Here is a 13778-nt window from a genome sequence, read left to right as displayed (position 1 = left end):
GGTTGGCTTTCACAGCTCTGCCTGTTGGCAACCGCGTAAGCGACGGGGCATGTGATGTACCGGCACGGCCCCTTCCGTGGTCTGGCGGCTGCGGATGAGTGGGAATTACCGCCACTTCCGGCCCGGGGGCGTGTGACGGCGGCTGCGGGGGCATCCCGTTGCCCTGCCTGCGCCCCGTTCAGGCCGAAGCGGGGAGGGCGGCAAGCCGCACGTACGGGGCGGAGGGGGTGAAAAACTCCTGGGGTGCGCCGGGGGTCTCAGACCAGGCGGACCGGTTTTTCCGGGCGGACGCCGAGGTGGCGGAGCCAGTCGCGGAGGGGGGCGGAGTCGCCGGTCTCGACGAGAGTGAGGACGCGGGGACCCAGGTCGGCGGCGCGTTCGCCGTCGACGAGGAGGGACGGGCCGTCGAGCCAGTCGAGGCCCGGCGCCGCCCCGGCGGTGTCCATCGCGGCGCAGCACACCATCGCCGTGACGTGGTCGGCCAGGAGCTCCCGGCCCGTGCGGGGTGGCTGGAGGGGGAAGAGGGGGAGCAGCCCGTCGTCCCAGAGGGCCCGGCCTGGGTCCTGCTGCTCCGTGCCCCCGACGGGGGCGGGCGCCGGCGCCGACGCCTCCTCGCGGGCCAGCTCCGCTCTGAGCCCGGCCGCCAGCGAAGCCGTCCGCTCGTTCCCGAGGCAGAGGTCCGTGTCGTCCTCGTCCTCGGTCATCCCCATCGCCTCGTACGCGTCCCCGCAAGAAGCGGCGAGGTCAGCCGAGTCCGGGTCCTCCGGACGCGCGGACAGGTGGTCCATCACACGCGTCAGCGTCGGTCCTTCCGCGTCGCGCGCCGCCGGGTCGGTGGAGTGCCGCACGCCGAGCGCGTCCAGCACCCGGTGGAGGCGGGCCGCGTCGGTGCGCCATTTGCGGTCGACGACCTCGTCCGGGTAGTCCTGCCAACTGACCGGCGCCCAGTCGGGCCCGGACTCGGCGGGGCCGCCGTGGAAGAGGCGGGCGGCGAGGAGCGAGGCCGCCTCGTCCACCGTGCCGGGCTCTTCGAGCAGGTCGCAGGCGGGGCGCTCACCGAGGCGGGAGGCGAAGCCCTCGGCCAGGCGGTCACGGCGGGACAGTTCGGTGAGGGCCGCGACAACGCCCGCGTCCAGCCGGGACGGCCAACGGCCCATCCGCCAGGCGGGCAGCGCGACCCGGGTCAGGAGCCGGTCCCAGCCCGCGTACGCCAGACCCACCTGCTCCTGCGCGACGATCCGCAGGCCGTAATCCACAGCCTGTGCACGCTCGGCCGCGGCGGCCGCCACGCCACGTTCCATCTCGGCCGCGTGGCCTCGGCAGCTGCGCAGCAGCAGACGGGTCACCCAGCCGACTCCGCCGAGCACCGTGCGGGAGAGCGGGCCGCGGGTGGGCGCCGACGTCACGGCCACGGCCGCGTCCAGACCGCGTACGAAGCGACGGGCCGCGGCTATGTCGGGGTGCGCCGACGGGCCCGTACCGGCGACGACCGGGGCGAGGACCGCGCGCAGTTCCCCGACCCGCATCCACCAAAGGAAGGGGGAGCCTATGACGAGGACGGGGGCGGAGGGGGCACGGCGGGGCTGCGTCGACAGACCCCGTACGCTCCGCGCTCCACGTATCTCGTCCCTGCCCTCGGGCGGGGGCGGGCCGTGTGCCGGGTGGGTGCGGTCCTCCAGCCAGCTGTCGCAGTCGGGGGTGAGCGCTATCGCCGAGGGAGCCGGGACGTCGAGGCGGTCGGCCAGGTCGCGCACCATGCGGTAGAGATCGGGCGCCGATTCCTCGGCGATCGGCACGGTGGGACTCACGGCCGGCCGCGAGCGGGCCACGACGAGCCCGATGCCCGCGGCGGCTAGGAGGACGATCGCGGCCAGGACCGAGATGATCCAGCGCGTGATCCCCCAGTGCCCGCCGACGATATGGCCGGTGGAGCCTCCGACGAGCAGCACGACGGCGACGGCCGCGGGCAGCAGGGCGACGGCCAGCGCCCTGCTGCGGATGCGCAGCACGGCGAGAGCCCGGGAACGCGCGGCCTGCGCGCCCACCTCCACACCCATACCGGTCACGACCGGACGTCACCCCCTACTGTCCGCCCCGCACCGGCTGTCTCGCAGCCCGCACTGACGGATGCCCTGGCGTTGCTCACTCCCCCACTGTGGCACCCATCACTGACATCGCAATGCCGGTGGGCCAAGTGCCGGAACGCTTTCGCCGCACCCTAGTTGGGGCCTCGGCCCCCGTCAGCCGGATGCGGCATCGGTCACTCGATGGAATGGCTTTGGGGAAAGGTGAATGACGGTGGGCAACGATCAGGCCCCGGTTCCGTACAGAAATCCATGCGGGCCGACGTGCAGAAACCCATACAGAAATCCGTGTGGCAAGAGGCCCCGGATTCCGTGTGGAATCCGGGGCCCGGGAGCTTGCCGAGCGGCGAGGACGCCTCGGCGGGATGAGCGGGTGCGACGGGGCCGCGACCGGGGTTACGCCCCTGCCGCCGCCTTCGCCGCGATGTCCGTGCGGTGCTGCGAACCGTCGAGACGGATGCGGGCCACCGCCGCGTACGCGCGGGCGCGGGCCTCGGTGAGGTCGGTGCCGGTCGCCGTGACGGAGAGCACCCGGCCGCCCGCGCTCACCACCGCGTCGCCTTGGCGCTTGGTCCCGGCATGCAGGACGTACGCGTGGGGGGCGTCCTGGGCCGCCACCTCGTCGAGCCCGGTGATCGGGTCGCCGGTGCGCGGGGTGTCCGGGTAGTTGTGCGAGGCCACCACCACCGTGACGGCGGCGTCGTCGCTCCAGCGCAGCGGCGCCAGGTCGGCGAGGGTGCCGTTCGCCGACGCCAGCAGCACGCCCGCGAGCGGGGTCTTCAGGCGGGCGAGGACGACCTGGGTCTCCGGGTCGCCGAAGCGGGCGTTGAACTCGATGACCCGTACGCCACGGCTGGTGATCGCCAGACCCGCGTAAAGAAGACCGGAAAACGGTGCGCCGCGGCGGCGCAGTTCGTCGACGGTCGGCTGGAGGACGGTCTCCACGACCTCCTCGACGAGCTTCGGGTCCGCCCACGGGAGGGGCGAGTACGCGCCCATGCCGCCGGTGTTCGGGCCCTCGTCGCCATCCAGCGCGCGCTTGAAGTCCTGGGCGGGCTGCAGCGGGACGACGGTCTCGCCGTCGGTGATCGCGAAGAGGGAGACCTCGGGGCCGTCGAGGAACTCCTCGATGACGACGCGGTCGCAGGCGTTGGCGTGCGCGCGGGCCTTCTCGAGGTCGTCGGTCACGACGACACCCTTGCCGGCCGCCAGGCCGTCGTCCTTCACGACGTACGGGGCTCCGAAGGCGTCGAGCGCCTCGTCGATCTCCTCGGGCGTCGTGCAGACGTACGAGCGTGCCGTCGGGACCGCCGCACTCGCCATCACGTCCTTGGCGAAGGCCTTGGAGCCCTCCAGCTGCGCGGCCTCCTTCGACGGGCCGAAGCAGGGGATGCCCGCCTCGCGCACGGCGTCGGCGACCCCCGCGACGAGCGGGGCCTCCGGGCCCACGATCACCAGCTCGGCGCCGAGCTCGGCAGCCAGCGCGGCCACGGCGGCGCCGTCAAGGGCGTCGACCGCGTGCGGCTCGGCCACCTCCGCGATGCCTGCGTTCCCGGGGGCGCAGTGCAGGGCGGTGACGTCGGGGTCGAGGGACAGGGAACGGCACAGGGCGTGTTCGCGGGCGCCGCTACCGATGACAAGGACCTTCACGGGGTCAGCCTAACCGCCGGGGGCAGGTGCCCTTGTGCGGGCTGCCGAAGCGGGGGGCACGGGGCGCTGGTGCGATCCTCCGAAAAGGGGTCACTCGTCACTCGTTGGAAAACTCCTCCACCACCGTCGCCCCCAGCTCTCGAACGATCAGGTCGTGGCCCGAGAGGGCTGACTCGTCGAGGTCGGGGTCGTCGTCCTCGGGGATGTCGTCCTCGGGGGCGACCGGAGGCGGTTCGGGGGCCGGAGGAGGGGTCGGTACCGGGGCGGGCGCGGCCGGGGCGTGGCCCGCGGACGGGCCGCCCTGGGGAGCCGCGGGGCGCGGTGCCGGTGCCGGCGGCTGCTGGGGCGCGGGGCGCGGGGCGGCCGGGGCCGCGCCGTAACCACCGCCGCCGAACCCGGAACCGGCGGGAGCCGACGGCGCGGAGCCGCCCGAACCGCCCGAGGCGTCGACGATCGCCTCGATCTTCCACTGGACGTTGAACTGCTCGGACAGCGCCTGCCGCAGCACCTCCTCGCTGCCGCTGCTCGCGAAGTTGTCCCGCGCGCCCGCGTTGACGAAGCCGATCTGCAGGGTCGTGCCGTCGAATCCGGTCACCTGCGCGTTCTGGCTGAGCAGGATCCAGGTGAACCGGCGGCGGTTCTTCACCGCCTCCAGGATGTTCGGCCACAGCATGCGGGGGTCGGGGCCGCCGGAGGGCGGAGCCGCGGCAGGGGTGGGTGCGGCCGCGGCAGGAGCGGCGGCGGGCGTGGGCACCGGAGCGGGAGCGGGAGCCGACGGTGCCGGAGGCTGCCCCCCACCCGCGGGAGCCGTCGTCGGCCACCCTCCGGGACGCCGGCCACTACCCGCCGCCGTGGCGGTGGGCCAGGCACCGGGCGCGGCCCCCGCCGGAGCGCCCGCCGGGGGCGAAGCGGCCGGAGCCTGCGGCTGCGCGGCCGCGGGAGGAGCCGCCGGGGCGGCAGGGGGCGCGCCGGCCGCGGGAGCCGCGGGCACGGCCGGCTCGGGAGCCACTCCCGCGCCGGGCGCGGCACCGACGCCAGAACCGCCTCCGCCAGGTCCAGCGCCCCGCACCGCCGCGCGAGCCGCCGCGGGCCCGCTTCCCGGAGGAACCGCCTGCCCCGCCGGCATGGGCGCCGCACCATGCACCTCGGGCCCGGGCACGTACCCCATGACAGGGCCGCCCCCGCCACCGGAGAAGTTCACCCCGCGCTCGATACGGTCCAGCCGGGCCATGACGGACCGCTCGTCCCCGTACGCGGCGGGCAGCATCACGCGCGCGCAGATGAGTTCGAGCTGGAGCCGCGGCGAGGTGGCGCCGCGCATCTCCGTCAGCCCCTCGTTCACGAGGTCGGCGGCGCGGCTCAGCTCGGCCGCGCCGAAGACCCCGGCCTGGGCCTGCATCCGCTCCACCACATCGGCCGGAGCGTCGATGAGTCCCTTCTCCGCGGCATCGGGCACGGCGGCCAGAATGACGAGATCCCGCAGCCGCTCCAGCAGGTCGGCGACGAACCGCCGGGGATCGTTACCCCCCTCGATGACCCGGTCCACGACTTCGAAGGCCGCGGCGCCGTCACCGGAGGCGAAGGCCTCGACGACGGAATCGAGCAGTGACCCGTCCGTGTACCCGAGCAGCGAGGTCGCCATGGCATACGTCACACCGGCCTCGCCCGCCCCCGCGAGCAGCTGGTCCATGACGGACATGGAGTCACGCACGGACCCCGCGCCGGCCCGAACGACCAGCGGAAGCACCCCGTCCTCGACGGGAATGCCCTCATGCCCGCAGACCTCGCCCAGGTACTCCCTCAGGGTCCCCGGCGGCACGAGCCGGAACGGATAGTGATGCGTCCGCGAACGAATCGTCCCGATGACCTTCTCGGGCTCCGTGGTGGCGAAGATGAACTTGAGGTGCTCCGGTGGCTCCTCGACGACCTTCAGCAGCGCGTTGAAGCCGGCCGACGTGACCATGTGGGCCTCGTCGATGATGTAGATCTTGTACCGACTGCTCGCCGGCCCGAAGAAGGCCTTTTCCCGCAGGTCACGGGCGTCATCGACACCGCCGTGCGAGGCGGCGTCGATCTCGATGACGTCGATGGACCCCGGACCGTTCCGTGCGAGATCACGGCACGACTGGCACTCCCCGCAGGGCGTCGGCGTAGGCCCCTGCTCGCAGTTCAGACACCGCGCCAGAATCCGCGCACTGGTCGTCTTGCCGCACCCGCGCGGACCGCTGAACAGGTACGCGTGATTGACCCGGTTGTTCCGCAGCGCCTGCTGCAACGGGTCGGTGACATGCTCCTGCCCGATGACCTCGGCGAACGACTCCGGGCGATAGCGGCGGTACAGCGCGAGAGACGACACGCATACGAGGTTATAGGCGCCCACTGACAACAGGGGCCGCTCGACAACGCAACCCCGGCGTCCCCTACTCCCTGGGGATCGCGTCCCCGCCGTGTCTGGCGTCCCGGAGGATCGCTTCCCGGCATCCCCCGCAAACGCAAACGCCCCCCACGCACCCGCCAGAGCCAACCTACCCTTGCTGCCTTCCGGCCCTGGGGGAGTTCAGTCAGATAGCGCCACGTGAGGGGCTCCGCACAGAGTACCTGATCCGAGTGGGAGGAACGAACCCGATCCGAGCGGGGGGAACGGGTTCGCGAGCACTCCTCAACGTCTTGTATTGTTTGCGGCGGAGGATTCGCCTAGAGGCCTAGGGCGCACGCTTGGAAAGCGTGTTGGGGGCAACCCCTCACGAGTTCGAATCTCGTATCCTCCGCCAGTGCCTCACCGGGCACGATGTCGAAGGGCCCCACCGTTCGCGGTGGGGCCCTTCGACGTTTTCCGTCTCAGTTTCCGTCTCAGTTGGTTTTTTCTTCGGTGCCGGTGCCGGTTCCGGGCAGCACCCAGAGCGCGTCTCCGACTTGCTGGGCGACCTTGCGGATCATGGTCCCGGTCACATGCATGTACCGAGCACGCATCCTGGCCGCTCCCCCAGGCTCCCAACCCATGATCGAGTCGATCACGACGTCTGGGACGCCGAGGATCAGAAGCACGGTCGCGGCGGTGTGGCGAGCGTCATGAAGTCGGCCGTCTCGAATGTCGGCGTCCAGAAGCAGCCGCTTCCAGATGTGGAAGTCGGTGTTCGGGCTCAGGGGCCCACCGGTCGGCGAGGCGAAGACGTACCCCTTGCCCTCCCAGTCGGCACCAGCCGCGACCCGCTCTCGCTCCTGTGTTTCCTGGTGCTGGCGGAGAATCTTGATCAGCGGATCGGGCAGGCCGATGGTGCGTCGTCCCGCGCGCGTCTTGGTGGACTTGTGCTCACGCCTGGTCTGCTCGCGCTTAGGGCAGTAGCTCGCCTTCCTGCCACACGGGTTGGCACCGCAGCCGTGCCCGTACTTGGGGCGCAGCCGGTTCTTACGGATGCGGACGTACCCCGCTTCGAGGTCGACGTCCTCCCAGTGGAGTCCGAGCGCCTCCCCTTGCCGCAGGCCCAGGGCGAGGGCAACGACCCAACGGGCGCTGTTGCGCAGCTTGGCCGCCTCCACAAGCAGGCTCTGCACCTCTTCGATCGTGTACGGCTCGATGTCCTCCTCTTCGAGCCGGGGAGCCTTGGCGATCTCAGCCACGTTGGTCGGGATGTGCCCGCGCCGCACCGCCTCACCGAGGGCGACCCGGACCGTCCGGTGAACATGGTGGGCGGTGCCGGCGGAGCTCCCAGAGTCCTGCATCTTCCGGCTCTTGTCGTCCCGGGCTCGCTCCATCTCGCGGACAGCCTTGGTCACCTCGGCCTTTGTCTTCCGCTCGACGTGACGGCGGTCGGGCTTGCCGTCATCGCGGACGCCGACGGTCACCCGGCCGTGCCACTTGCCGTCCTTGCCGAAGTAGATCGTTGACGCGCCGTTGGGCTGCCGAGTCCCTTTCTTCTCTGCCATGTCCGCCCCTCACGCAGCCAGCGCGGCGTGGGGCAGCGTGGCGACGTAGACAGGCAGGGCATCGGCAGGGACACGGCGCAGCCGACCCACCGTCACGGACTCAAGCTCTCCGGTGCTGACGAGCTTGAAGCACGTCGTACGGCCGACCCCGAGACGCCTCGCGGCTTCTTCGACCGTCAGCAGGACCAACGTCGGGTCCACGGCCACGACCGAGAGGTCAGGTGATCCGTTCACTGCCATTCCCCCTCGTTGTCAAGGGCCCGCGCACAGCGCGGGCTGGCCCCTTGGGAACCGACCCCTCTGCGCCTTCGGCGCCGGGGCCGGCCCCTGGGGCCGCAAGCGAGTTACGGCCCTGAGTAGAAACCCAAACGGGCAAGGCCGCGGTCAGAACGATGCCTCCGGCGGGGATCGGCCGGCACCGGGATGGAGGGGGCGCCGTTCGCGGCCGCGGGTCCGTAGGGGCGTGCGCGGGGAGCTCCCATCCCGTCCACCATCGACCCAGGCGAAGCCGAGCAGACGCGGCCCATGGCGTCCAGGTCGTTCGTACAGTGGCGCGCTCCACCTGGACGCCATGAACCACGCCCGCTCCACGGTGTGTGGGTCGACGGCGGACGGGATGGGAGCTGGGGATAGTGGTGGTGGAGCCGGTCGAGATGCGACGACGCCGTCGTGGGTATGGGTGCCGAACGTAAGGATGGAACCAATGAACGGCCAGCGCCAGCAGCGCCTTATGGCGGGTCAGACGGGATGCCAGACATGGATGCAGGACTCGCAGCTGTACTAGGTGCTGCTGTAGGAGCTATAGGCACTGGAGGCGCAGGCATCGGAGGCGCACTCCTAGCCCGCTCGCAGGCACGCTCTCAACTGCAGGCCGAACACGCGCGAATCATCAGAGAGCCCAGGAAAGCCGCCTACATCGCGCTCGCCGAGGCAATACTCAAAGATCACAACAAAATGGTCACGACAATTAGCAGCCTCCAGGTCGTTGCTGAAAACAGGTATCCCGCAGCCTATGAAGACAGGATGAGGGCGGCTCAAGAGGCTTACGAGTCCACACATGCGGACGACCATTCCCATGGCCATCGCTACGCACAGGTTGCCGTTGAAGGACCACCGACAGTAACGCAGGCGGCGGCCGACTGCCGGGGAGCGTTCTTGGAATTCAAAGCTCAAGTCCATGTCTGCCTCGTCCAGTTCCAACGCGACGGCGGTGGCGCCCCGGAAGCAATAGCTTCGCTAGATGAGCTGAGTCAGGAGTCCCACAGGGCGTACTTGGCTTTTGTCCACGCTGCTGCTTCAGCGATCGCTGTCGATGGGGTGAACAGCCTTGCGGAGTAGGGGCACGCTGATGCCCACAAGACCACGATGACCGTGCCACATTCGTGCCAGAACCAGCGGGGAACCACGGGGAATCGAGGTACGCGGGGGAGACACGTCCGGGCTCCCAGCAAGACAGGGAATGCGAAGGTCAGACATATGATCGCCCAACCTCGCTCCTAAAGCGGTGGTGCTCCGAGGCCTGCAGCAACTGGTCGCGCGACATGCCCGGCCTGCCGGGGAATCCCCCAGCGGGCCGGACACCGGTGTTAGCAGGGAGTGGTCACCCGGTTGCTCACCGGGCCGCTGCTGCCGTTCATCTTGAGGTACTCCACCGCATACGTGGTGTCCTGCGAACAGTCCAGCGGCCACGTGTTGGTGAAGCACGCACGCTGGGCCCCGGGCGCAAGGGGATACTCGTTGCAGTAGCCGCCGGCACCCCATGTGGTGTAGATGCCCGGCGCCTCGATCTTGACGGCGACGCTCGCATGGTTGACGACGACGAGAACCGCCTGGGCCTCCCTGCTCGCGTTCATGACGATGCACATGCGCATGTTGACGTTGTTCGACGCCGGATGGTGAATGGTCGTGCCGCAGTGCCAGTTGCTGTTGGTGCTGCCGACCTCAACCCATTTCGGATAGGCGGAAGCGGGGGAAGCCCCAAGAAGGGAGACAGCGGCCACGGACGTCGCGGCAGCGAAACCCTGAAGTGCCCTGCGGATATTCATGAGATGCCCTCCCGTTGAGTGCCCCGATTGGGGCATCAGCACCCCGAACTTACATGCGCACGTCACTCCCGCGGCAATGTTTTCGTGTGTGCCGAGTGAGCGCGCCCTCGCAGGGGCCCATCTCGGGCGCTGTACTGGTTGCGGTACAGCAGCGAAGTACAGCAACCACAGCAACCGACCATGGTCAACAGCCACTCTGAGAGACTGTGCCGCGACCTCTATGACCCTCGTTGACCGATCCCCATAGAGCTACGGATCAGAAGGTTGCACCGGATCTGGCCCGCACCAAATCGTCTCGTTCAGCGACCTTCACCGTCGTTCAAGTGGGTCTATCAATAACGGGCATGATGCTGACGGCCCGCCGCGAACCGCGGGGCCCTTCAGCATCGTCTCCCGCGACTTGTCCACGGGCGCGTCGGCACCGGGTGCCCCTGCCTCCACAGATGCCGTGGCACGGCGCTAAAGTTTCGCCGCTGCCGTACGGACGACGAACACGATGCCGTCCGTTCACCTCGGGGGAGGGGCAACGCAGCCATCCATTCATCTGTGGGGGCACATTGAACATCTCTGCGCGTCGCGGATTCGCGGCGCTCACGACCGTCGCCGCACTCGCGGCCGGTCTCGTCGCCGGGCTCCCGGGCCAGGCGACCGCCGACACCGCCGGCTGGCCGGCCACGGACGGCAGGCTGCTTTACAACGAACTCGGCTCGCTGCGCTACATCAATCCCGACGGGACCAAGAGCGTCCAGTTCTACGAGACCGCGAATCAGGCCGCCTGGTCCGCCGACGGCAGCCAGATCGCCTACGTGGGCTCCGCCGACGGCCGTCTCCGCACGAAGACGTACGCCCAGGAGTCGATATCGGGCGAGGACATCGTCATGCCGGCGGGCAGTGGCTGGCATCCGACCGATCCGACGTTCTGGTACGGCGGAGGCGACATCGTCTTCACCGCCGGAGGCCGACTGCGGGTGGCCGTGGCCAATAGCGCCCGCGCTCCTCAGGCCCTGTTCGGCACCGACGTCGACGGCTGCGACTCCAAGGCCAGCGGCGCCGTCAACGGCAAACTGGCCTTCGTGCGCACCGGCACGAGCTGCTCCACCACCGGCACTCCGGCCGTCTGGGTCTACAACGGCCCCACCAAGGCGTTCACCAAGGTGGCCGCCAACGCGGACGAGCCGAGCATGTCCCCGGACGGGCAGTCGCTGGTCTTCACCCGCAGCGTCGCCGGACACAAGCAGCTCTTCACGGTCAAGGCCGACGGCACCGGGTTGACCCAGGTCACCACGGACCCCGTCGACCACAACCGTCCGGCCTGGTCGCCCAAGGGCGACCGGATCGCGTACGACACCTACTTCACCGGCAGCGCGGACACCGCCAGTGGTTCGCAGATATGGATCCGCGACCTCGCCGCGGGCACGGAGACACGTGTGCCCATGGCCGACGGCACGGACGTGGCCTGGCAGCCGCTCCGGAAGAACGCGATCTCCCGGGTCTACGGCGCCGACACCTACGGCACCAACATCGCGTCGTCCAAGTGGACCTGGAACACCCTCGGCAAGAGCGTGCCCGGCCTGATGAACGCGAGCTCGGCCGTCCTGATCAGCAAGTCGGACTCCGCGTATGCCACCACCGCGACCTCGCTGGCCGGCAAGAAGCACGGACCGGTGCTGATGACCTCCCGCACGGGCCTGGACTCCTCCGTCCAGACCGAGCTGAAGCGCATGCTGCCCAAGGGCAAGACCGTCTACCTGGTCGGCGGAACCAGCATCCTCAACAGCTCGGTGGCGTCCAAGGTGACCTCGCTCGGGTACGTCGCCAAGCGGCTGTCCGACGTCTCGCGCTACTCCACCTCGGTGGCCGTGGCCAAGACGATCACCAGTGCACCGAAGTACGTGTTCCTGGCGACCGGCACCGACTACCACAACGCCCTCGCGGCCAGCTCCGCCGCCGGCGCCATGGGCACCTCGGGCACCGCGGTCGTACTGCTGACCCAGGGCTCGACCATGACCGCGTCCGTGTACGGCTACCTGAACAAGTACAGCCCGAGCACGACGAAGATCATCACGGTGGGGGTCGACGCCGAGTCGGCGCTGGCCAAGGCGTACAACGCCGGCAAGCTGCCCCACTGGCCCAGCAAGTACAGCTACTACCGCTTCGGCGGCAGTCCGGCGCCGGTCGCCGCGAGGCTCGCCGAGTTCTGGTGGTCGTCGCCGTCGGACGCCGCGGTGGCCTCGGTGAACAGTTGGACCGGCGGCGTCTCCGCGTCGTCGGCGATGACCACGTTCGGCCCGCTGCTGTGGACCGACGTCACCTCGCTGACGTACGACACCAAGTGGTACATGATGCGCACGTCGGCGAGCCTGAACCACGTGGCCGTGTTCGGCGGCAACGGCTCCGTCGACGCGAAGGTGGTCCCGTTGATCGGCAGGGCCATCGGCGTGGACAGCACCTACGCGTACACCCCGTACTACAAGGGCGACATCCCGCGGAGCCCGGCCTCCCAGCCGTTGTCCACGAGCACCGGCAAGCCCGTTCCGAGCCCGGATCTGGCCCCGCTCAAGGTGACAGTCTCGAAGTGACCCCGCGTCCGGGCCGCCTTCCTCCCAGAGGGCGGCCCGGACCACCGGCGAATCGGCCGGGGACATCTCGCCAGCGCGGGCCGGTCGGGCCGGTGCGCGCAGAGGTGTGCGCCACCGCGACCCCTGTCAGCAAGAACAGAGCTGAGGATGCCGGTGTGGACGCCGAACAAGTGCAAGGCCTCATCGAAGTCCTGCTCAACCCCAGCGCAGACATCGGTTATCGAGACGACGCCGCCATGGATCTCCACGCAACGTGCGATCCCCGTGCGCGCGCCGCCCTGCTCACGGTGGCGAGTGACGCGAGTACGCCCTACATCGTGATGGCGAGTGCTGGTGAGTCGCTGGGCCAGATCGCAGTTGCGACAGGTCGTCCACTGTCCGAGTCGGAGCGGGACCAGCTCACACCGGACGCACGACACGAGTACGGCGTCTTCCATGAGACTGTGCGCACCACAGCCGCACCAGATGGGACGGAGAACAGCGGGGAACAACGGTGAAAGCCGCGAAGTTCGACGTGGCCACACCGCGGGCTCTAGTCCAGGTCACCGCCCGAACCGGCCAGAAATGCCCTCAGCTTCCCAAGCTGAGAGCTCGGGGACCTGATATCTATGTCTCACGCTCGGCCTGACGTGCTACTTCAATGAACGAGTCAACTGAGTCCAGGTAAGCGTCGAGGGCTCGGCGAAAGTTTTCGGCCTCGCGTATGTCTCTCTCGACGACGATGAGGCAACCGTAGGCTTCGCCGGAGGCCGCGTGGACTGCCTTCGCCGCCGCTATCGGCTCGGGGTGGCATTCCAACGAGACGACGGCCAGGGAACGCAGGAAGGGCCTGTATGAGTCCCGCAGTTGATCGCGAAGCTCTGTGAGCGACGCCGCCCGCGCCTCTTGGTTCTCCACCTCGAAGTACTTGGGGATCCTGAGGTACAGGATCCCCATCTCATTGGCCTGCTCGATGAAATCCAGCTGTGTGGCTCTGCGAGCCTCGCGCTCCCGAGCGATGTGCGCGGCTTGGGCGGCGGCTTGGGCCTGGATGCGAGCAGCTTGGGCGTTGCCCCTGTTCGTCACCCAGCTGGCGACCACCGCCGTGGCGGCGGTCAGCACGGCCACCCACAAAGCGCTGTTGTCCATGATGCACAGTGTCTGTGCCCCCGACCGACTTGCACAGAGTGCGCCGGCTCCAGGGCTCGCGCGGGTGGAGCATGAAGCGAGCGGGGTTGGCCAGAGCGAGCGGCTACCCGGGCCATGGCATCGAAGCGAGGATCCACTTCCAGGACAACCGGATCGCAACTGCCCACCCTCAGACGGCCTCACACCGTTCAATGCGGGCCGTCCCTGGGTCGACTGGCTGACTGTTATCGGCTAATGCCCACGGAAGCACGGTTCTCGCCCAAGGCATCAGGGTAGTCACGCCGCCGTGAGCGATGACCGCAAGGAAGAACTACGCAACCTCGTCAGCCACTTGGGTGCCGGCATCCGTAACACGCACTACCAACCCG

The 13778-nt window shown here is 69.5% G+C and carries 10 protein-coding genes, 1 tRNA gene and 1 other RNA gene; 4 read left to right on the top strand and 8 right to left on the bottom strand.

Annotation, left to right across the window (positions count from 1 at the left end; all coding sequences use genetic code 11):
- Positions 1–257: 257 nt before the first annotated feature.
- The 4 genes from IEY95_RS19375 to ffs all read right to left on the bottom strand — a co-directional run bounded on the left by IEY95_RS19375 (position 258) and on the right by ffs (position 6321).
- Entirely contained in the window at positions 258–2057 is a 1800-nt protein-coding gene (locus IEY95_RS19375; protein WP_189187382.1) for a M48 family metalloprotease, read from the bottom strand.
- A 423-nt stretch (positions 2058–2480) separates the two neighbouring features.
- Positions 2481–3734 carry a phosphoribosylamine--glycine ligase gene (gene purD / locus IEY95_RS19370; RefSeq protein WP_189187279.1) on the bottom strand — a complete coding sequence of 418 codons (1254 nt, stop codon included), beginning with the start codon at positions 3732–3734 and terminating at the stop codon, positions 2481–2483.
- 97 nt (positions 3735–3831) lie between these two features.
- Positions 3832–6090, bottom strand: coding sequence for a DNA polymerase III subunit gamma and tau (locus tag IEY95_RS19365; RefSeq protein ID WP_189187278.1), 2259 nt, complete (start codon positions 6088–6090; stop codon positions 3832–3834).
- Between the two features lie 136 nt (positions 6091–6226).
- An RNA gene (gene ffs / locus IEY95_RS19360) (signal recognition particle sRNA small type) lies at positions 6227–6321 on the bottom strand.
- Between the two features lie 96 nt (positions 6322–6417).
- Here ffs and IEY95_RS19355 point away from each other — a divergent pair.
- Positions 6418–6505: transfer RNA gene (locus IEY95_RS19355), tRNA-Ser, on the top strand.
- Positions 6506–6584: 79 nt separating this feature from the next.
- Here IEY95_RS19355 and IEY95_RS19350 read toward each other — a convergent pair.
- Positions 6585–7658 (bottom strand): tyrosine-type recombinase/integrase, encoded by a 1074-nt coding sequence (locus tag IEY95_RS19350; RefSeq protein ID WP_189187277.1) that lies wholly within the window; start codon positions 7656–7658, stop codon positions 6585–6587.
- Positions 7659–7667: 9 nt separating this feature from the next.
- Complete coding sequence (locus IEY95_RS19345) at positions 7668–7898, bottom strand: excisionase family DNA-binding protein (RefSeq protein ID WP_189187276.1); 231 nt, start codon at positions 7896–7898, stop codon at positions 7668–7670.
- A gap of 516 nt (positions 7899–8414) precedes the next feature.
- On the opposite strand from IEY95_RS19345, the gene IEY95_RS19340 reads away from it, so the two are divergent.
- Entirely contained in the window at positions 8415–8996 is a 582-nt protein-coding gene (locus IEY95_RS19340) for a hypothetical protein (protein ID WP_189187275.1), read from the top strand.
- A gap of 248 nt (positions 8997–9244) precedes the next feature.
- Here the strand turns inward: IEY95_RS19340 and IEY95_RS19335 are convergent, their stop codons facing one another.
- A complete protein-coding gene (locus IEY95_RS19335) occupies positions 9245–9703 on the bottom strand; it encodes a hypothetical protein (RefSeq protein WP_189187274.1) in 459 nt (152 codons plus the stop codon).
- 557 nt (positions 9704–10260) lie between these two features.
- Between IEY95_RS19335 and IEY95_RS19330 the strand changes: the two genes are divergently transcribed.
- Positions 10261–12282, top strand: a complete 2022-nt coding sequence (locus IEY95_RS19330; RefSeq protein ID WP_189187273.1) for a cell wall-binding repeat-containing protein — start codon at positions 10261–10263, stop codon at positions 12280–12282.
- A 155-nt stretch (positions 12283–12437) separates the two neighbouring features.
- Complete coding sequence (locus IEY95_RS19325; RefSeq protein ID WP_189187272.1) at positions 12438–12779, top strand: hypothetical protein; 342 nt, start codon at positions 12438–12440, stop codon at positions 12777–12779.
- Positions 12780–12888: 109 nt separating this feature from the next.
- Here the strand turns inward: IEY95_RS19325 and IEY95_RS19320 are convergent, their stop codons facing one another.
- Positions 12889–13410, bottom strand: a complete 522-nt coding sequence (locus tag IEY95_RS19320; RefSeq protein ID WP_189187271.1) for a hypothetical protein — start codon at positions 13408–13410, stop codon at positions 12889–12891.
- Between the last annotated feature and the right edge of the window lie 368 nt (positions 13411–13778).

The organism is Streptomyces albiflavescens (genome assembly GCF_014645835.1).
GTDB classification, from domain to species: domain Bacteria; phylum Actinomycetota; class Actinomycetes; order Streptomycetales; family Streptomycetaceae; genus Streptomyces; species Streptomyces albiflavescens.
The sequence above is the reverse complement of the archived record's forward strand: the minus strand, read 5'-3'. Positions and strand labels throughout refer to the sequence as shown.